The organism is Streptomyces coacervatus (genome assembly GCF_029223485.1).
GTDB classification, from domain to species: domain Bacteria; phylum Actinomycetota; class Actinomycetes; order Streptomycetales; family Streptomycetaceae; genus Streptomyces; species Streptomyces coacervatus.
Genome location: NZ_JARHTP010000004.1, coordinates 242,887 through 261,498 on the forward strand (window position 1 = coordinate 242,887; position 18,612 = coordinate 261,498).

The window sequence follows — 18,612 nt, forward strand, 5'->3', positions numbered from 1 at the left end:
GGCACATGCTATCCCGCATGCGTTTGAAGCTTAAATCACAGTTTGCCTGTCGGCTGACGCCCGCGCGTTCTGCGTTCGGCACCCAGGCGGGCGTAGTGGTCGAGGAGGTCCGGGGCGTCCACCGCGGCGGGGTTGACGACCTGCTCGACGGGCGCGCCCTGGAGCAGCCGCTTGACGGGCACTTCGAGCTTCTTCCCGGTGCGGGTGTGCGGGACGGCCGGGACCTGGAGGATCTCGTCGGGGACATGCCGGGGTGAGACGCCGGTGCGGATGGCGTGGCGGATCCTGTCGCACAGGGCGTCGTCCAGGACCGCCCCGGCCGCGAGGACCACGAACAGCGGCATCCAGTAGCCCCCGTCCGGCTCTTCCGCGCCGATGACCAGGGCCTCCGCGATCTCCGGCAGCCGCTCGACGGCGTCGTGGATGTCGCCGCTGCCCAGCCGTACGCCGTTGCGGTTGAGGGTGGAGTCGGAGCGGCCGTGGACGATCACCGAGCCGCGCCCCGTGACCGTGATCCAGTCGCCGTGCCGCCATACGCCGGGGTAGGCCCCGAAGTAGGTGTCGTGGTAGCGGCTGCCGTCGGGGTCGTTCCAGAAGGACAGCGGCATCGACGGCATGGGGCGGGTGACGACCAGCTCGCCGACCTGGTCCACGACCGGGAAGCCCTCGGCGTCGTAGGCCGCCAGCGCCACCCCCAGGTGCGGTGCGGACAACTCCCCCGCCCAGACCGGGGTGTTGGGCGCCGAGCCCGCGAAGCCCGACACGACGTCGGTGCCGCCGCTGATGGACGCGAGCTGTACGCCGGCGCCGACGTGGTCGCGGACCCAGGGGTAGGCGGGGGCGGGCAGCGCGGAGCCGGTGCAGCCGACGGCGCGGATCGCCGACAGGTCGTGCACGGACGGGTCGATGCCGAACTTGGCCATGCCCAGCAGGTATTGGGGGCTGGTGCCGAAGAGGGTGACGTGGTGGCGGGAGGCCAGCTCCCAGAGCAGGCCGGGGCGCGCCAGGGGTGCCGGGCTGCCGTCGTATGTGCAGGTCGTGGCGCCGGTGAGGAGGGTGGAGACGACCAGGTTCCACATCATCCAGTGGGTGGTGGTGTACCAGAGGAGGCGGTCGCCGGGACCGAGGTCGGAGTGCAGGCCCAGGGTTTTCAGGTGCTCCAGCAGGACGCCGCCGTGGCCGTGGACGATGCCCTTGGGCAGGCCGGTGGTGCCGGAGGAGAAGACGACCCACAGGGGGTGGTCGAACGGCACGGGTGTCCAGGTGAGTTGCTCGGTGCGGGTGGCCGCGTCCTCCCACGGGATGAGCAGCGAGGGGTGGGCGGCGTCGGGCCGGGGCAGGCCCAGGTGGTCCACCAGCACCGTGGCCTTCAGTGTGGGCAGTGCTCGGGCCAGTTCGAGGGCGGCCTCGCGGCGGTCGTGCGTGGTGCCGTTGAAGAGGTAGCCGTCGGCCGCGATCAGGACGGTGGGTTCGAGCTGGGCGAAGCGGTCGGCGGCTGCCTTGGGCGCGTAGTCCTGGCCGCACACCGACCAGACGGCACCGAGGCTCGCGGCGGCCAGGAAGGCGATGACGGCGTGGGGGGTGTTGGGCAGATAGCCGACGACCCGGTCCCCGATCCCCACGCCCAGGTCGCGCAAGGTGGCGGCGACGGAGGCGACTTGGGCGCGCAGCGCGTCCCCGGACACCTCGTGGCCGGATCCGGTCTCGTCGAGGGCGATGATCGCCGGTTGGTCGGGGTGAAGACTGCGCAGCGCGTGGTGGGTGTAGTTGAGGGTGGCGCCGGGGAACCAGCGGGCGCCGGGCATCCTCTCCTCGGCCAGCACACTCTCGTACGGGGTGTCGGCGTCGACGTCGAAGTACTCCCAGACCGCGCCCCAGAACCCTTCCAGGTCGGTGACCGACCAGCGGTGCAGGGAGGCGTAGTCGGGGCCGGCGTCGACGCCCCGGAGCCGGGCGGCCCAGCGGGCGAAGTCCGCGATGCGGCTGGCGGCGACGGCCTCCCGATCCGGGGTCCAGAAGAGTTCTGCGTGCGGCGTGGTCATCGCGTCGTGCTCCTCAAGAGGGGGGCGGATACGGGCTGTTCGATAGGCCGGCGCATGCTGCTCAGCAGTGGCGCCCAGGCGGCGATGCCCGTGAAATCGCCCCCGCCCGCCGGGACGACATCCAGGACGACGCGGTCGGGGCGCAGCAGTGCGGCGTCCGCGCGGCCGGCGCGGAGCCAGGCGGCGAGGGTGCCGTCGTCGCCGGTCTCCTGCAGATGCACGATGCGCGCGCCGAGCCCGTCGGCGACGGCCCGCAGTGAGGGGGTGAGGGGCACGGCGGTCAGGACGGCGAAGGAGTCGCCGAGGACGTCGTCGAGGCGCGCCCGTCCGCCGTCGGCGCTCACCCAGGGCTGTGGTGCATGGGTGCCGCCGAGTCTGCTGCGCCGGGTCAACGGGCCCGTCGGCAGAGGGTGGTTGAGGTTGCGGTTCGCCAGGCCCGTCACGCCGGGGATGCGGCAGGCCGCGCCCACGGCCGCCCGGCGCAGTGCCGCCGCGGCGTCCTGGCCGCCGGTCATGGCCCAGCCGGCCGCGACCGCGAGGCGGATCACCTGGCGGGCGTGCGGCTTGCGTTCGCGTTCGTAGCTGTCCAACAGCCGTTCGTCCGCGCCTTGTTGGAGGACACGGGCGAGTTTCCAGGTGAGGTTGTGCGCGTCCCGCAGTCCCGTGCACAGCCCCTGCCCCACGAACGGCGGGGTCAGATGCGCGGCGTCGCCGAGCACGAAGACACGGCCCCGGCGCCAGCGGTCGGCGATGCGGGCCCGGAAGGTGTACTGGGCCTCCCTGATGACGTGGAAGTCGTCCGCGTGGGAGATGTCCACCCAGGGGGCGACCAGTTCACGGAGGAGCTCGCGGTCGAGCTGCTCCGTGTTCCGCAGCCGGAACTCCCAGCGGTAGCGGTTCTCGCCGATGCGCATGAAGGTGGCCGGCCGGTGCGGGGCGCAGACCTGGTCGACGCCCTCCCAGCAGCGGACCGGGAGACCGGTGCGTACATCGATGACGGTCCAGTGCTCCTCGAAGCGCAGGTCCTCCCATACGGCGCCGACGGCCTCACGGGTGAGGCTGCCGGCACCGTCGCAGCCGAGCACGAAGTCGGCCGACAGCCGTCGCTCGCTTCCGTCCTGGCGGATGGTCACGTGAACCGGGCCTTCGGCGCCCTCCTGCCGTACACCCACGACCTCGGCCCCGCCCCACAGTTCGCACTCCGGGCGCCGGGCCAGTGCGGTGCGCAGCAGCCGCTCCAGCTCGGGCTGGTCGAACATGCTGGTCTGCGGGAAGCCGTGGTGGCCGCGCGGGGAGCGCAGGAACTCGGCGATCACCCGGTGCCGGGCGTCCAGCAGCCGCAGTCCGCGCGCGGGGCGGGCGAGCCCGGCGAACTCCTCGTGGATTCCGGCGGCTTGGAGGATCCTGCACACCTCGTCGTCCGTGGCGACGGCGCGCGGAAGGGGGTAGACGTCCCGGTGGCGTTCCAGGACGACGCTGCGGACGCCGCGCCGGGCGAGCAGCAGGGCGGCGGTCACGCCCACGGGTCCGGCTCCGACGATCACGACGGGTACGTGCTGCGAGGGCCCGGACACGCTGTCGCGTGGTCCGGTCTGGTCCTCGGTCATATGCGGCTCACCCAGGCTCTCAGTTCGCGTCGGTGACGGGCGTCCGCTGCTCACCGAGGTCGATGCGCCCGTCCGGAGTGGCGATGGTGGCGGTCACCAGGTCGCCCTGGTGCAGATAGCGCGGGTTGCGGGCCTGGCTCTTGAAGAACGCCTTCCACTTCGCGGCGGGCGGCAGCAGCGCGCCGATCTTCTCCACGGCCTTCGGCGGGGCCTTGAGTGCGGTGCCGCCGGGGGTGCCGGTCAGCAGCAGGTCGCCGGGGTCGAGCGCCTGGAAGCGGGCCAGCAGGGTCAGTGCCTGCGCCGGGCGGACGATCATGTCGGCGAGGGTGCGGTCCTGGCGCAGGTCTCCGTTGACGGACAACTTCAGCCGCAGATCGAGGAGATGGGCGAAGTCGTCCGGCTCCAGCAGGGCCAGATAGGGCCCGGTGGGTGTGAAGGTGGGGTACGACTTGCTCTCGTAGAACTGGGTCTTGGTCAGCTGTACGTCGCGGGCGCTGACGTCGTTGGTGATGACGAGTCCGGCGACGTACGACGGCAGGTCGCGCTCCTCGACCACGGTCCCCACGGGCAGGGGTGCGCCCATGACGAGGCCGAGTTCGACCTCGTAGTCGAGGAACTTCACATGCGGCGGGCGGACGATGCTCTCGCCCGGGCCGCTGACCGAGCCGGACGCCTTGCGGAAGAAGGCGGGCGGGATGTCGCCGGTGAAGCCCGAATCGCGGGCGTGGCTACGGTAGTTGACCATCTGCGCGACCACCCGGCAGGGCGTGGTGACCGGGGAGAGAACGGCCAGGTCGGCGACCGGCGTGCCAGCCTCGCCCGACAGCGCCGCCTCACGTACGGCGGCCCGGTCGGCAAGCAGTTCCTCGGTGGTGACGGCCTTGGTGTCGACAGGGACGGCGCGGTCGCCGAGGACGACCCACCAGCCGTCGGCGGTGCGCAGGACATTGGTGCTCATGTCAGTGCCTTTGTGAGGGAGTTGGGGGCATCAGGAGTTCGCGGCCTTCAGCAGACCCAGCAGGCGCGCCGGGTCCATTTCGTTGTCGCCGCGCAGGGCCTCGATGACATCGCGGACGCGTTGCGGGGAGGGACTGGCGCCCAGGAAGTCGCGGGTGGCCGGCGGGCCCCACTGGGCCAGCCCGCTGGTCGACATGGGTGCCCAGCCGGGCTCGATGTCGCAGGAGAACAGGTCGCCGTCGGCGAAGTGCTCCAGCATGAAGCGGTCGGGGTCGCGCCAGTAGTCGAAGAGCTGGCTGCCCTGGATGTGCCGGCCGATGCCCCAACTGCGCTTGTAGCCGCGCTCGCCCAGGTACTCGCCACCGGCGGCGATCGAGTCGAGGTCGGTGACCTGGTAGGCGGAGTGGACGTAGCCGTTGCCGGGGCCGAGGTGCATGGCCAGGGTGTGGTGGTCGACTGCCAGGCTGCCCTGGTCGCAGCGGATGAACGCCATTGTCGGGCCTCGGCCGCGCTGCCCGTCCAGGAACAGGAAGTCGGACACGATCATGCCGAGGGTGTCCAGGTACCAGTCCAGGGCGCGGGCGAACACCCTGGTCTCCAGCACCACATGGCCCAGGCGCTGGATCCGGGACGGCTCGCGCGGCGGTCGCTGCGTGGCGTTGACACGGCGGTGGTCCGTGCCGGAGTTGAGGAGCAGCTGCCGCTGTCCGGGCAGTTCGGGCAGCTGCTCGGCGCAGTGGACTACGCGGACCGGGAAGCCGGAGGGGTCGAGGAGGTGCACGGCCTTGCCGCCGCCGGGTACGTCCGCGTCCCGTACGTCCGTCCCCGTCGCCCGGGCGAGCCGGTCCAGGTCGGCCCGCTCGGCGGCGCGGAACGCCGGGCCGATGAAGCGGGAGGTGCGCCCGCGCCGGATCACCATGCAGGGCGGGCCCGCGAAGGTGCCGCGCAGCCACAGCTCGCGCTCGGTGCGGGCGGCGGTCCGGAAGCCGAAGTCGCGGGCGAAGACCTCGGCCCGGTCCAGGTCGGGCTTCTCGAACTCCAGCCAGGCCAGGTCCGCCGCCTTGATCACGGGATTCCGGGAGCGGCCGGGGTGTTCGCCCCGCAGGGCGCCCTGCTCGCTGTGGAGGTCCTGATGGGCCGTCCGGGACATGGTGCCCTCCAAGCAACATTGCCGTATTGATGAAATCATCAAGTTTGACGTTTCTCTCGTCAAGGGTCTCGGCGAGAGAAAATGATGGATTCATCAGAACTGTGATCGCCCTGGTGTGCGCGGCTAGACTCGCCGCATGCCGACCTCAGCCCCGCCCAGCAACCGGTTCGAACGACGCCGCGCCGAGACCCGGCAGGCACTGGTCCGTGCGGCCCGGCAGATCCTCGCCGAGACGGGCGACACCAGCGCGAGCATCCAGGCGATCGCGGAACGCGCGGACGTCGGCTTCGGGTCCTTCTACAACCACTTCGAGTCGAAGACGGAGCTGTTCGACGCGGCGGTGGTCGATGCGCTGGAGGAGTTCGGCCGCACCTTCGACGAGCATCTGCGGGACATCGACGATCCGGCGGAGCTCGTCGCGGCCGGTTTCCGGCTCAGCGCGCGGATGGCCGACTCGCACCCCGAGTTGATGCAGATCCTGCGCCACCGCGGGCTCGGCTATCTGCACTCCGACCAGGGGCTGGCCCCCCGCGCGCTGCGCGACCTGGAGACCGGCATCGCCTCCGGACGCTTCACCCCCGTCGATCCCACCGTCGCCCTCTCCGCGCTGGGCGGCAGCCTGCTGGCGCTGGTGGAGCTGCGGTTCGCCCGGCCCGACCTCGACGGGGACGAGACCGCGGCAAACCTGGTCGAGATGGTGCTGCGCATGCTGGGCATGGCGCCGGACGATGCCCGCGAGGTCGCCCGGCGCCCGCTGCCCGACCTCGACCGAGAGCCGGTTCACAAGCCCTGAGGGGGCCGGGCAGGCTTCCTAGAGGGAGTCGGTGAGCTCCCGCTCCCGGCCCTCTTCTTCCACCACCGGCTCTGCCGTGCGGTGCTTGCCGGCCGTACGGCGGCCGGGCAGCACCGCGAGGACGATCATCGTCCCGGCGGCCATGATGATCCCGCCGACCAGGCTGGTCTGTGCGACGCCGTGGGCGAAGGACTCGTGCACGGCGTCGACCAGGGCCTGCGCCTGCTGCACCCCGCCGGTGGGGCTCTTCGCGACCTGCTCGGCGACCGCGAGGCCGCCGCCCACCGAGTCCTTGGCGGTGTCCAGCGCGGCGGCCGGAAGATGGCCGCCGATCATGTCGGTCAGCTTGTCGCGGTAGGCGGTGCCGAGCAGCGAGCCGAGGATCGCGATGCCCAGGGAGCCGCCGAGTTCCAGCGCGGTGTCGTTGGCACCGCCGCCGACGCCCAGCTCGCTCTCCGGGAAGGAGCCCATGATGGTGTCCGTGGCCGGGGAGACGCTCAGGCCGATCGCGAAGCCGAGGAGCAGCATTGTCGGCAGGAAGTCGGTGTACGTCGAGTTCTTGTCGATCTGGGTGAGCAGGAAGACTCCCACGGTGCCGATCGCCATGCCGGCCGTCACCATCGGCTTCATGCCCAGCTTCGGGGTCAGCCGGCCGGTGATCGCGGCGCCGCCGAAGACGGCACCGGCCAGCGGCAGCAGCCGTATGCCGGTCTCCAGGGCGTCGTAGCCGAGGACGAACTGCAGGAACTGGGTGGCGTAGTAGATCGCGCCGAAGGTGCCGAAGAAGAAGAACAGCACCGCGAGCATGGAGCCACTGAAGGGACGCAGCCGGAACTTGCGGACGTCCAGCATGGGGTGCGGGTGGCGCAACTCCCAGCCGATGAAGGCCAACAGGCCGAGCCCGGCGACCACGGCCGCGGCGATCGGGCCGGCGCCCCATCCGAAGTGCGGGCCCTCGATGGTCGCGTAGACCAGGGAACCGACGGAGACGATCGACAGCAGACCGCCCACGTAGTCGATGCGGCCCATCTTCTCCGCCTTCGACGGCGGCACCAGCGCCAGGGCACCGATGACGGCGGCGACCGCGATAGGGACGTTGATCAGGAAGGTGGAGCCCCAGGCGTGGTCCTCCAGCAGCCAGCCCGCGACCAGGGGGCCCACGGCGATGGCGAGGCCGGAGGTGGCGGTCCAGGCCGTGATGGCCTTGGCGCGCTCACGCCTGGGGAAGATCGCGACCAGCAGTGACAGGGTGGCCGGCATCACCACGGCGGCGCCGACGCCCATGATCGCGCGGGCCGTGATCACCAGAGCGGTCTGGTCGACCTGGCTGCCCATGACCGAGCCACCGGCGAAGATCACCAGGCCCGTTATGAGCGCGCCACGGCGGCTGTACTTGTCGCCGATCGAGCCCAGGACCAGCATCAGCGCGGCATACGGGACGGTGTAGCCGTCGATGACCCACTGCAGGTCGCTGCTGCTCAGGCCGAGGTCCTTGGTCATGCCGGGCGCGGCCACGATCAGCGACGTGTTCGCCATGACGACGATCAGCAGGCTCAGACACAGGACCAGCAGGGCCCACCAGCGCCGCGCATACGGGCCGGTCGTCTTCTCGACGGGGGTGTTGGCAAGGAAGGGCATCTGGGGCTCCTAGCGGGACGAGTTAATTGCCCATCGATGTGCAGACTAGTTTATTGCCCACTGGTGTGCAAATATTTCGACGGCCCGACTGCAGATGCCCCCCGCTCCCGCTCCCGACCGAGGTACCGATGTGACCAGCCGATCCGCCCCGCCCGCGCCCCGGCGGTCTGCGGCACGCGCCACGCGTGCCCGCATCCTGGAAGCGGCCCTGCACGAACTGGGCCGCAAGCCCGACAGCACCCTCGCCGACATGGCCGAGGCGGCCGGGGTCGCGCGTCGCACGGTCTATGTCCACTTCGCCGGCCGGTCCGCGCTGATCGAGGGCATCGCCGCGGACGCCGCCGAGGCGATTCGCCGCGCCGTCGCCGACGCCGGCGCTCCGGCTGCCGATGCCGCGACCGCCCTGGCCCGCTTCGTCCTCACGCTGTGGCCGGTCGGCGACCGCTATCGCGTCCTGATCGGACTCGCCCGCCAGGACCTCGGGCCCGATCGGCTCGAGGTCCTCTCCCCCGCCCGCGAGACGGTCACCGGGATCCTCGCCCTGGGGCAGCAGCAGGGCGTCTTCCACACCCGCATTCCGCCCGCCCCGCTCGGCAGAGCCCTCGAAGCGCTTCTGTTCGCGCTCCTGGACGGCGTCAACTCCGGGACCTGGGCCGACGACGGCACACACGCCGCCACCGCGGCACTGATCGCCGCGGGAGTCGGGCCCGACATCGCAGCCACCACGGTTCACCGTCTGCACAACACCGGGCAGGCACACCCACCCCACTGAAGGAGAGCTCATGTACCGGCCCGACCACGGATACGACCACGCTTACGAGGACGACGCCACGTACGCGTCCTTCGATCCGCCCCTGCCGCCGCCCCGCAGGAGCCGACGGCCGGCCTTCGTCGCCGGCGCCGCCCTGGCGGCGCTGATCCTCGTGCCCCTCGCGGTCGACCGGGTTGCGGCGGCTCGCGCACAGGCGCGTACGGCGACCGCCTTCCAGCAGGGCATGGGCACACCCGAGCGGCCCGACGTCCGCATCCACGGCTTCCCCGTGCTGACCCAGCTGGCCTCCGGCACCCTGCGGCACGTGGACATCACCGCGCACGACCTGCCGGCCGCCGGGGCCGACCGCCCGCTGCCGGTGTCCCGGCTCGACCTCGATCTCGACGGACTGACGAAGTCCGACGACGACACCGAGGCGCAGGCCCGCTCGGCCGAAGCGACCGCCTTCCTGTCCTACCCGGACCTCTCCGCCGCCCTCGGCCTGGAGGTGTCGCGGGGAGCAGGCCCCGGCCGGATCGGCGCGAAGGTCCAGCTTCCCTTCGGCGGCGCGGCCACCGTGACGACGACCGTCTCCGCAGCCTCCGGCAACCGCATCGCGTTCGGGAGGTTCACGGTCGTGGGCGGCGCGCTGCCCGCCGCCGGGGAGGTGCTGCTCGACAAGGTCTTCACCCGGCCGATCCAGCTGCGGAACATCCCCGACGGCCTGCATCTGCGTTCCGTCACCACCACGGCGACCGGGCTCAGCGCCCGCTTCTCGGGCCGGTCGGTGACCTTCCACGCCGACGACGGCTCCAGGAGGTCGACGTAGCGGTCTCGGCTCATGTGTCGCCGTGCTGCTCCCCACCCGACGGCGAGAAGCCCGGGCCGCAACCGATCCGTGCCCGGCACGAGATCACCCGGGTGCGCAGCTCACGCGTCCGCGGCCGGCTCCTCGGGCGGGAAGACCGCCGCGACCTCCTCGACCACCGCGCTCGCCCGCTTCTCCGGCACGCCGGCCGCGATCAGCGTGGCGACGGCCGTACGGGTCCCGTCGTCCTCCAGCGCCCCGGTGTTCACGTCCTCCAGCAGCGCGACCGTCATCGCCTCAAGTCCCGCGCTCAGCACGGCCGGTGGCAGATGGGAGTGGAAGACGCCGTCCCGCTGTCCGCGCTCCAGGATGGCCGTGGCCGCCTCGCGCGCCGGGGCAAGTACCTCGGTCACGCGCTCCGCGCCCAGGTCCCGGCGGGCCAGCCCCAGCAGCATCCGGTAGCGGTCCCCCACCGGCCAGATGGAGAGCACGAAGTACGCGAGCGCCCGCTCGGCCGGCTCCTCCGGCCGCGCCCCGCGCACCAGCGCCTCCTTGAGCGTCTCGGACGCCTCTTCGGTGAGCGCCTCCAGCAGGGCCGGGCGGCCGGGGAAGTGACCGAAGAGCGTGCGCCGTACGACACCTGCGGCGCGCGCGAGTTCCTCAAGGGTGACGTCGGGATTCCGCCCGAGCTCCTGGCGGGCCGTGGCCAGGATGCGCGCCCGGTTGGACCGCGAGTTGCGGCGCAGCGGCTCACGGGCGGCGGGCTTGGTCACGGATCAACCTCGGCAGATGCGGGGGCGGAACGGCAGTGCAGGCGGAACGGCACATCCATTTTGGCACGGCGCCGGTTTCGGACCGCCACGTGAGGGGATGGCCTACAGACCACGAGTTCGTCTGCCGACCGGGAGCCGTATGGATGTCCCGGAGAGTGACATTCATCTGTCAGGTGACGCTTATACCAGTGTCGAGATTTTCGATGTCATTCGGGAGGGATGCGTGTGCTGAGGCGTAAGACGTTCCGGCTTCCCCGGCATCCGGCTTCGGTCGGCTTCGCCCGGTACCGGGTACGGCAGCATCTGGCCACCTGGGGGCACGCAAGGAACGACGAGATCACGGAGAGAGTCGTCCTGCTCGCCTCCGAGCTGGCGGCGAACGTCGTCCGTCACGGCCCCATCCTGGAGCGCGAGTTCGAGTTGGCGGTGACAGCGAGGGCGGACGGCTCCTGTTTCATCGCCGTCTCCGACGAGAGCCCGGCGCAGCCCGTCCTGCAGGCCGCACCCACCGGCGACGACGAGAGGGGCCGCGGCCTGCACCTCGTCGACCAGCTCGCCCAGACCTGGGGCGTACGACCCCGGGGCCGCCACGGCAAGACGGTGTGGGCCCTGGTCCGCCACCCACGCCCGCGCACCGCCGCCGCCCGGACCCTCACGGATTCCTGGCGGCCTTGACGCCACGCCGACACGGACGACGACCGGGCACCCGCCGCTAGTGCGTCAACTGCGGGTACAGCGCCGCGAGTTCTGCGGACAGTCCCGCCTTGACCTGCCGTGAGATGTCGTCGGCCAGCACCTCGTGCGCGCCCGCCTCGATGCCGTCGAGCGCGAGCGCGGCGACGTCGCGGGGCTTGGCCTTGGGCTCGTCGATCCGGGCGGTCAGGTCGGTGTCGACGTATCCGACATGCAGACCGGTGACGGCGATGCCGCGCGGCAGCAGTTCCAGGCGCAGGGAGTTGGTCTGCTGCCACAGGGCGGCCTTCGAGGCGCTGTAGGAACCGGCGTTGCCGAGCCAGGACAGCACGGAGTGGACGTTGAGGATGTGGCCGCCGCCGTTGCGCTCGATGATCGGGGCAAAGGCGCGGGTCATCAGCAGCGGACCATAGAAGTTGATCTCGAACTCGCGGCGCACGTCCGCCACCGAGGTGTCGAGGAATGATCCGCCGACCGAGGCCCCGGCATTGTTGATCAGGGCGGTGACGTCCTGGGCCTGCGCGGCGGCGGCTGCCACCGAGTCCGGGTCGGTGACCTCCAGCGCCAGCGCAATGGCGTCGGGGTGCGTCACCGTCCGGGGGTCGCGCGCGGTGGCGTACACCTTGCCCGCGCCCCGGGCGTACAACTCTTCCACCAGTGCCTTGCCGATGCCCCGGCTGCCGCCGGTGACGAGGACGACGGCGTCTTTGATCGCGGTCATGAGTGCATCTCCCATCACGGTAAACCGATCGGTTTCCTGCGGACATCGTAAACCGATCGGTTTACCGCATTCAAGGGCAGCTTCGACCGCCCGGCCTGTGCGACGCGCAACTACCGGGAGTTCATGAGCAAGTTCGCCGACCGCCTGCAGACAGTGCCCGACGGCGAGGACAAGGAAGTCGCGGGCGGCGGGCAGCCACCGTCGAAACGGCGGCCGACCCCGCCCCGATCGCAGGCCCTCAGTCGCCGGCCGGCGGTTCGGCGAGTGTCGCGGCGCGCTGTTCGAGCCGCTTCAGGACCGTCTCGCCCCACTGGAGGTTCGCCCGCTCGAGGGCGATCCCGCCCAGCAGGGTGAGGTAAGGGCCGATGCGCTCGGCGCTGACGAGGTATTCCTCCTCGCTGCGCCCGTCGAGCATGCGTTCCTGCATGCGCAGGTAGCGGGCCAGCTTGGCGGTGGCCCGCTCGGAGCGCTCGGCCACCGAGGCCCGTACGGCCTCGAAGTCCCCGGCGTCACCGATGTCGACGCACTGGACCTTGACCATCAGCTCGTCCCGCAGGGCCAGCGGCTTGGCCGGAGTCTCGCCGACGTAGTCACGCAGGACGTCGAGGCCGGCCTCGGTGAGCGAGAAGAGCCGCTTGTTGGGCCGGCGCTCCTGCTGGACGACCCGGGCGGAGACGAGCCCCTCGCTCTCCATCCGCTCCAGTTCGCGGTAGAGCTGCTGCGGGGTGGCCATCCAGAAGTTGGCGACCGAGGCCTCGAAGCCCTTCGCGAGGTCGTATCCGGACGCCTCACCCTCGAGAAGCGCGGCCATCACCGCGTTACGCAGAGCCATTGCCCCAATTTAACACCTTGTTGATTACTCAAAGGGACGACTACGACGGCGTCGAGCCCGGCGCCCCGACGGGCCGCGAGAGGTCGCCCAGGTGTGCGTCCAGCACATCGGTGCATGCCTGCGGGGTCAGGATTCCGGGATGCAGGACGGCGCCGAGGCCGAGCCCGTCCAGAAGCGCCGTCAGCCGCTCGGTCTCCAGGTCGAGGTCGAGGCCCGGACGCAGGGCGCCTGTTGCGTCGAGCCGGGTGAGCACACGGCGTACCAGCGCCCTGGTGCCTTCGGCGGTCTGACGGGTCAGGCCGCTGAAGGCCGGGTCGGTGCGGGCGGCGGTGTTGAAGTCCAGGAAAACGGTGACCTCGGCGCGGCGCTGCTCATCGAGGGGCAGCAGCTCGGCCAGGAGCCCGGCCGCCAGCCGGAGCTGTTCGGGGCGGGGGTGGCGGCCCAAGTCCCCGATGTCCTCCACGCGTTGGAGCATCCGGCTGCCGACCCGGTCGAGCATGGACTGCATCGCAAAGCGCATCAGGTCCTGCTGGCTCGCGAAGTAGTGGCGCAGGGAGCCGATGTTGAGCCGGGCCTCGTCGGCGACGGCCCGCAGCGAGGTGCGTTGCAGGCCCTCCCGGACGACGACTCGGAACAGCGCATCGACGACATGGCGGCGGCGGGCGTCCGGGTCCACGAGCTTGGGCATGGAGCCGCGGGGTCCGCATACCTGCGTACCTCGTCGAGCCTGCCCTTGCGCTTGTGCGGGCCGGGCTGCGCGCCGCCGCCCGGCGGCTTGAGGGCGGCAGGCAAGGGGCGTCCTGGTCTCGACGGCAGGACGGCCGGCGATGACCACCCTCGGCGCGGGCTCGTCGGACGTTCTGCAGCATCTGCTGCTCGACCGCGCGATCAAGGTCGGCATCGTGGTCGTGGCCCTGGGCATCCTGGCGCTCGGAATGAGGGCGATCTGGCGACGGGCCTCTCGCCCGCCACGCGCCCCGCGACCCTGACGGCGCCGCCGCAGGCCCTACTCCTCCTACGACTCAGTAGGGGCCGTCGGCGAGTGCGGTCACGGGGAGCAGCGCGGGCCGCTTGGCCTGCCGCCCGTCGCCGGACGAGCGCCCACGGACCCGCCGTACGATCCAGGGCCCCAAGAAGGCGCCGGCCCAGCGCAGTTCGGCTCCGACCGCCCGCAGGCCCGTGCGTGGCACCGCCCCGGGAGGCAGTGGCCGCGTCCAGCCGTCGTCGGCGCCCGGCAGGTCGAGGGCGTGGGCGACGGCGGCCGCGATGAGGGCGTGGCCGCGCGGGCTCGCGTGCAGCCGGTCGGCGCTCCACATCCGGGGATCGGTCACCGCCGGGTACGGCCATGAGTCGGCCACGGCGACGCCGTGCCGTCCGGCCGCCTCCCGGATGCGGGCGTTGAGGGCGACGATGCGCGGCGCCAGGGGCCGGGCCGGCGGGGCGATCCGGCCGATGTCGGGGAAGGTGACCGTCGCGACGCGGGCGCCCTGTGCGGTGAGCGCGGCGAACATGGCCTCCAGGTGGCCGGCGACCTCGTCCGCGTCGAACCGGGGCCGCAGCACGTCGTTGAGGCCGGCGACGACCGTGGCGAGGTTGGGCCGCAGGGCCAGGGCGGGCGCCAGTTGCCCAGCCCGCACCTGCTCCGCCAGCCGCCCCCGCACGGCGAGGTTGGCGTACAGCAGGCCCGGGCTCTCCCGCGCGACCAGTTCGGCGAGCCGGTCCGCCCACCCGCGCAGGCCCTGGACGTCGTCACCGTCACCGACGCCCTCGGTCTGACTGTCACCGACAGCCACGTACCGCAGATATCCGTTGCTGGTCACGGACCTACCGCCTTCCGCCGGCACCGCACGACCACCGACCGACATAGGTGACTAATCCCTTACTCGCATTGTTGACTATATCAGGGGACGTGCCGCGTCCCGGAGATCATGACGGACGTATGCTCATGCATATGGTTGCGCATCGAATGATTGACGTGAACGGGGTTCGGCTGCACATCGCGGAGGAGGGCGAGGGCCCCTTGGTCGTGCTGCTGCACGGCTTCCCCGAGTCATGGCACTCCTGGCACCACCAGTTCGGCCCGCTGGCCGCCGCGGGTTTCCGGGTGGTCGCCCCCGACCAGCGTGGATACGGGCGCAGTGACCACCCCGCCGAGGTGCACGCCTACAGCATCCTCCACCTGGTCGGCGATGTCGTGGGGCTGATCCACGCGCTGGGCGAGGAGAAGGCGTATGTCGTCGGGCACGACTGGGGTGCCCCCGTGGCCTGGCACACCGCGCTGCTGCGGCCGGACGTCGTGCTCGGTGTGGCCGGGCTGAGCGTGCCGCCGCCGTTCCGCGGGACCCGGCCGCCGCTGGCCGTGATGGACGAGAGGTTCGACGGCCGCTTCTACTGGAACTACTTCAACCAACCCGGCGTCGCCGACGCCGAGTTCGCGCAGGACACCCGCACGACGCTGCGGAAGTTCTTCTACATGGCCTCCGGCGACGCTCCCGGCGCCGGCGCGGGCAACCAGCCGCTGATCGAACCCGGCCAGGGCTGGCTTGCGACCATGCCGGACCCGGAGATCCTGCCGGAGTGGTTCACCGAGGGCGACCTCGACGCACTCACCGAGAGCTTCTCCCAGGGCTTCACCGGGGCGCTCAACTGGTACCGCAACATCGATCGCAACTGGGAACTGACCGCCCCCTGGCACGACGCCGTCGTCAGCCCGCCCGCCCTGTACATCTACGGCGACCGCGACCTGGTCCCCGCCTTCCCCGGCACACCCGACCTCATCGCCGCGCTGCCCGACCTGATGCCCAACCTGCGCCGCAAACCGATCGAGTTGGCGGGCTGCGGCCACTGGACGCAGCAGGAGCGCCCCGACGAGGTGAACGAGGCGCTGATCGACTTCCTCACCGAACTCCGGGGCTGAGCAGCTCAGTTGAGGCGAGCCCCGCCCCGCTCAGTGAACGGACAGCCCGCCGTCGACGAAGAGGGCCTGCCCGGTGACGTAGGCGGAGGCGCGGCTCGCCAGGAACACCGCCGCACCCGCGAAGTCGTCGGCCAGGCCGTTGCGCCCGACCATGGTGCGCGCGGCCAGTGCCGCAACCTTCTCGGGGTCGGACGACAGACGCTCGTTCAGCGGCGTCATCACGAAACCCGGCACGAGCGTGTTGCAGGTGACACCGTACGGCGACCACGCCTCGGCCTGGGAACGGGCCAGGGACTCCAGCGCCCCCTTGGACACCCCGTAGGCCCCGCTCTGGACGAATGCCCGGTGCGCCTGCTGGGAGGTGATGTGGATGATCCGTCCGAAGCCCCGTTCGGCCATGCCGGGACCGAACCGCTGTCCCAGCAGAAAGGGCGCCTCCAGGTTCACCGCCATCGTGGTGTCCCACACCTCCTCGCCCAACTCCCCCATCGTCGGCCGCAGGTTGATCCCCGCACTGTTGACGAGAATGTCGGGCTCCCCGAACGCCTCGGCCGCCTGCTCGGCCGCCGCGCGCACGCCGTCACGGCTGCCCAGGTCGGCACTCACCCAGGCCGCCGGGCAGCCGTCCGCCGTCAACTCGTCGACGGTGTCCGCCAGTTCGGCCTCCTTGCGCGCCACCGCCACGACACTCGCCCCGGCCCGCGCGAGGGCCCCGGCGATGGCCCGCCCGATACCGGAGCTGCCGCCGGTCACCACGGCGGTCCGGCCGTCCAGCGAGAACAGTTCGGAGAGGTACGTCTGCGAGGTCATGCCTGCACTCTAAACACGCCCAGCACAGCGCCCCCGAAGGGGCGCGGGGCGGTATCCATATGCGGCTCCGCAGCGCGGGCGCGACCAGCCACGACGCCGTCGCGGACGAACTACGACACGTCGCGGCACCCACCATCACCGCACGCCCGGCGGAGCGTCACGCGGCGGTGTAGCCGAGTTGGCGCCTCATGTACGGCGTCATGAGGGTCTTCGCCTTGGCCAGCACGGAGGTGCGGCCGCCGAGGACCGCGCTCTCGCCGCCCGGCACGGGCAGCAGGGTCAGCCCGTCGGCCGGGCCGAAGGGCACGATGAGCGGGGTCCGGTGGATCGGCCGGTAGAGGCGGGGCTCCTTGCGGTGCTTGCCCGAACTGTTCAGATAGGCGCGGATGTTCCAGGCGGCGAGGTCGGCCTGGGCCAGCGCGGCGGGGGTGATCTTGAGTTCGGTGGCGTCGTTCACGTCGCCGACGGCGAACACGTCCAGCCGCCCCTCGACCCGCAGGGTGCGGTCGACCTTGACATGCCCGGCCGGGTTCAGCCAGTCGCCGTGTCCGCCCAGGCGCAGCCAGAGCGTGTTGGGCGTGGTGCCGGTCGCCCAGAAGGAGAGGTCGGCGTCGATGACGTTGCCGTGCCCGTCGCGGTAGGTGCCGAAGTCGTTGCCGGGGGACATGAACGAGTCGAGCCGTACCTCCACGTCGTGGGACTCCAGCCAGGCCCGCGCCTTGCGCCCGGCCCGCTCGACGCCCGTGGAGTGCAGCAGCGCCGTCCCGGAATGGGCGAGCGTGACCCGGGCATCCGGCCGGGCGAGGCGTACCTCGGCGGCGAGTTCGACACCGGAGGGGCCTCCGCCGACGACGAGGACGTGCCCGGCCGTGGCGATCTTCTGCTGGTGCCCGGTGAAGGACTTGACCGCCTCGTCGGTGGTGGTGCCGGTGAAGCGGGCCGGTTCGGGGTAGTCGGCGCCGGTGGCGATCACCACCACGTCGTACGGGAGCCGCTCCCCCGTCGCCAGGACGACCTGCCGCTCGGCGGTGTCGATACGGACCGCCTTGCCCACGGCGACCCGGCCGTTGCGCAGCAGTCGGTCGTACGGGATGAAAGGGGTCGCCGACCACTCCGGGCGAACTCCCGCGCGCAGCGAGGCGATACGGTGGAAGAAGACCTCCTTGCGGTCCACCAGCGTGACCCGCGCCACCGAGTCCAGTCGTTTCGCCAGCCGCACTCCCGCGTAGCCGCCGCCGATCACCACTACGTCACCGTCGCGCACAACGCGTCTCCTGTGCCTGTGGGGGGATGTGAGCGACGCGATGTGTGGACTTCCTCGGCCACTCGAACTGCGAACGAGCGTACCGCTTGAAACTTAAAGCTCTCGTGAACCGATGTGGGTATTCCGTGAAGCGAAGACAGGGATGCCTGCGGCCCTCAAGTCACAGTTGAATGTGCGCCGTTTACGGCGGTCAGGCTCTGGCGGCGAGCGGTCGCCACGCGTTCCAGGTGTCGAGGCGCTGCCGGTAGGCGGCTTCGACGACGGGATAGGGCTGGGTGCCGAGGAAGAGCCGCAGGGGTGGTTCGTCGGTGTCGGCCAGTTCGAGGATGACGTCGGCGGTGGGCTGCGGATCCTGTGGGGTGGGCGGTGGCGCCGGGTTCGACGATCGTGACGTGGATGCCGAGCGGGCCGAGCAGGTTGGTGTCGAGTTGCGCGCGGGCCTGTTCCTCGGTGGTCTCCTCGACCATGCCGAAGAGGCCGTAGCCCGCGTTGTTGACGACCACGTCCAGGTGGCCGAAGGCCTCCGCGGCCCGTCGGCTGTTCCCCGACTGGCCGGAGATCGCCGCGCAGACCGCCGCGGCCCTGCGCGCAGCGGCCGACCCGCGCGACCCGAAGACCGCACTGCTCGTCGCCGAGCTGGAGGCGGACGACGGCTTCCGCGGCCTGTGGGCGCGGCACGACGCGCGGCCCTCCCGTGACGAGCTCAAACGGTTCGTGCATCCGGTCGTCGGCGAGCTCGCCCTGCGACGGCAGGCGCTCACCGTCGGCGGCGCCGAGCAGCAAGTGATCATCGTCTACCAGGCGGCCCGGGGAAGCCCTTCCGCGGCCGGCCTCGCCCGGCTGCTGTGACGCCCCT

At 71.5% G+C, this 18,612-nt stretch carries 20 protein-coding genes; 7 read left to right on the forward strand and 13 right to left on the reverse strand.

Annotation, left to right across the window (positions count from 1 at the left end):
• Positions 1 to 35 precede the first annotated feature (35 nt).
• The 4 genes from P2Q00_RS12005 to P2Q00_RS12020 are packed head-to-tail and all read right to left on the reverse strand — an operon-like array spanning position 36 to position 5,756.
• Positions 36 to 2,042, reverse strand: coding sequence for an acetoacetate--CoA ligase (locus P2Q00_RS12005; protein ID WP_275772197.1), 2,007 nt, complete (start codon positions 2,040 to 2,042; stop codon positions 36 to 38).
• Positions 2,039 to 3,649, reverse strand: a complete 1,611-nt coding sequence (mhpA, locus tag P2Q00_RS12010; protein ID WP_275772199.1) for a bifunctional 3-(3-hydroxy-phenyl)propionate/3-hydroxycinnamic acid hydroxylase MhpA — start codon at positions 3,647 to 3,649, stop codon at positions 2,039 to 2,041. The genes P2Q00_RS12005 and mhpA overlap by 4 nt, the downstream gene beginning before the upstream one ends.
• 19 nt (positions 3,650 to 3,668) lie before the next feature.
• Entirely contained in the window at positions 3,669 to 4,607 is a 939-nt protein-coding gene (locus tag P2Q00_RS12015) for a fumarylacetoacetate hydrolase family protein (RefSeq protein ID WP_275772201.1), read from the reverse strand.
• 30 nt (positions 4,608 to 4,637) lie between these two features.
• Entirely contained in the window at positions 4,638 to 5,756 is a 1,119-nt protein-coding gene (locus P2Q00_RS12020) for a VOC family protein (protein WP_275772203.1), read from the reverse strand.
• A gap of 136 nt (positions 5,757 to 5,892) precedes the next feature.
• Here P2Q00_RS12020 and P2Q00_RS12025 point away from each other — a divergent pair, with 136 nt between their 5' ends.
• Positions 5,893 to 6,549, forward strand: a complete 657-nt coding sequence (locus P2Q00_RS12025; RefSeq protein ID WP_275772205.1) for a TetR/AcrR family transcriptional regulator — start codon at positions 5,893 to 5,895, stop codon at positions 6,547 to 6,549.
• Between the two features lie 18 nt (positions 6,550 to 6,567).
• On the opposite strand, the gene P2Q00_RS12030 is transcribed toward P2Q00_RS12025, so the two are convergent.
• The gene (locus P2Q00_RS12030) at positions 6,568 to 8,187 is read right to left on the reverse strand and encodes an MFS transporter (RefSeq protein WP_275772207.1); all 1,620 of its coding nucleotides are present in this window, start codon (positions 8,185 to 8,187) and stop codon (positions 6,568 to 6,570) included.
• Positions 8,188 to 8,317: 130 nt separating this feature from the next.
• Here P2Q00_RS12030 and P2Q00_RS12035 point away from each other — a divergent pair, with 130 nt between their 5' ends.
• Both P2Q00_RS12035 and P2Q00_RS12040 read left to right on the forward strand, forming a co-directional pair.
• Entirely contained in the window at positions 8,318 to 8,959 is a 642-nt protein-coding gene (locus tag P2Q00_RS12035; protein WP_275772209.1) for a TetR/AcrR family transcriptional regulator, read from the forward strand.
• A 10-nt stretch (positions 8,960 to 8,969) separates the two neighbouring features.
• Complete coding sequence (locus P2Q00_RS12040; RefSeq protein ID WP_275772210.1) at positions 8,970 to 9,767, forward strand: LmeA family phospholipid-binding protein; 798 nt, start codon at positions 8,970 to 8,972, stop codon at positions 9,765 to 9,767.
• A 101-nt stretch (positions 9,768 to 9,868) separates the two neighbouring features.
• Here the strand turns inward: P2Q00_RS12040 and P2Q00_RS12045 are convergent, their stop codons facing one another.
• Positions 9,869 to 10,519: a TetR/AcrR family transcriptional regulator gene (locus tag P2Q00_RS12045; RefSeq protein WP_275772211.1), complete on the reverse strand. Its 651-nt coding sequence runs from the start codon at positions 10,517 to 10,519 to the stop codon at positions 9,869 to 9,871.
• 225 nt (positions 10,520 to 10,744) lie between these two features.
• On the opposite strand from P2Q00_RS12045, the gene P2Q00_RS12050 reads away from it, so the two are divergent.
• Entirely contained in the window at positions 10,745 to 11,194 is a 450-nt protein-coding gene (locus P2Q00_RS12050) for an ATP-binding protein (RefSeq protein WP_275772213.1), read from the forward strand.
• 37 nt (positions 11,195 to 11,231) lie between these two features.
• On the opposite strand, the gene P2Q00_RS12055 is transcribed toward P2Q00_RS12050, so the two are convergent.
• The 3 genes from P2Q00_RS12055 to P2Q00_RS12065 form a co-directional block, all read right to left on the reverse strand.
• Positions 11,232 to 11,933 (reverse strand): SDR family oxidoreductase, encoded by a 702-nt coding sequence (locus P2Q00_RS12055; RefSeq protein WP_275772214.1) that lies wholly within the window; start codon positions 11,931 to 11,933, stop codon positions 11,232 to 11,234.
• 238 nt (positions 11,934 to 12,171) lie between these two features.
• Positions 12,172 to 12,765, reverse strand: coding sequence for a PadR family transcriptional regulator (locus P2Q00_RS12060; RefSeq protein ID WP_275772216.1), 594 nt, complete (start codon positions 12,763 to 12,765; stop codon positions 12,172 to 12,174).
• A 40-nt stretch (positions 12,766 to 12,805) separates the two neighbouring features.
• Positions 12,806 to 13,453, reverse strand: coding sequence for a TetR/AcrR family transcriptional regulator (locus P2Q00_RS12065; protein ID WP_275772218.1), 648 nt, complete (start codon positions 13,451 to 13,453; stop codon positions 12,806 to 12,808).
• A gap of 139 nt (positions 13,454 to 13,592) precedes the next feature.
• Between P2Q00_RS12065 and P2Q00_RS12070 the strand changes: the two genes are divergently transcribed.
• Positions 13,593 to 13,754, forward strand: coding sequence for a hypothetical protein (locus tag P2Q00_RS12070; protein WP_275772220.1), 162 nt, complete (start codon positions 13,593 to 13,595; stop codon positions 13,752 to 13,754).
• A 33-nt stretch (positions 13,755 to 13,787) separates the two neighbouring features.
• Here the strand turns inward: P2Q00_RS12070 and P2Q00_RS12075 are convergent, their stop codons facing one another.
• Entirely contained in the window at positions 13,788 to 14,585 is a 798-nt protein-coding gene (locus tag P2Q00_RS12075; RefSeq protein WP_275772221.1) for an SGNH/GDSL hydrolase family protein, read from the reverse strand.
• Between the two features lie 146 nt (positions 14,586 to 14,731).
• On the opposite strand from P2Q00_RS12075, the gene P2Q00_RS12080 reads away from it, so the two are divergent.
• Positions 14,732 to 15,682, forward strand: coding sequence for an alpha/beta fold hydrolase (locus P2Q00_RS12080; RefSeq protein ID WP_275772222.1), 951 nt, complete (start codon positions 14,732 to 14,734; stop codon positions 15,680 to 15,682).
• Between the two features lie 30 nt (positions 15,683 to 15,712).
• Here the strand turns inward: P2Q00_RS12080 and P2Q00_RS12085 are convergent, their stop codons facing one another.
• The 3 genes from P2Q00_RS12085 to P2Q00_RS12095 all read right to left on the reverse strand — a co-directional run bounded on the left by P2Q00_RS12085 (position 15,713) and on the right by P2Q00_RS12095 (position 18,259).
• Positions 15,713 to 16,492: an SDR family NAD(P)-dependent oxidoreductase gene (locus tag P2Q00_RS12085; protein WP_275772225.1), complete on the reverse strand. Its 780-nt coding sequence runs from the start codon at positions 16,490 to 16,492 to the stop codon at positions 15,713 to 15,715.
• Between the two features lie 157 nt (positions 16,493 to 16,649).
• A complete protein-coding gene (locus P2Q00_RS12090; protein ID WP_275772226.1) occupies positions 16,650 to 17,756 on the reverse strand; it encodes an NAD(P)/FAD-dependent oxidoreductase in 1,107 nt (368 codons plus the stop codon).
• A 155-nt stretch (positions 17,757 to 17,911) separates the two neighbouring features.
• The gene (locus P2Q00_RS12095) at positions 17,912 to 18,259 is read right to left on the reverse strand and encodes a hypothetical protein (RefSeq protein ID WP_275772228.1); all 348 of its coding nucleotides are present in this window, start codon (positions 18,257 to 18,259) and stop codon (positions 17,912 to 17,914) included.
• On the opposite strand from P2Q00_RS12095, the gene P2Q00_RS12100 reads away from it, so the two are divergent.
• Positions 18,249 to 18,605, forward strand: a complete 357-nt coding sequence (locus P2Q00_RS12100; RefSeq protein ID WP_275772230.1) for an MmyB family transcriptional regulator — start codon at positions 18,249 to 18,251, stop codon at positions 18,603 to 18,605. The two genes, P2Q00_RS12095 and P2Q00_RS12100, sit on opposite strands and share 11 nt — an antisense overlap.
• Positions 18,606 to 18,612: the final 7 nt, after the last annotated feature.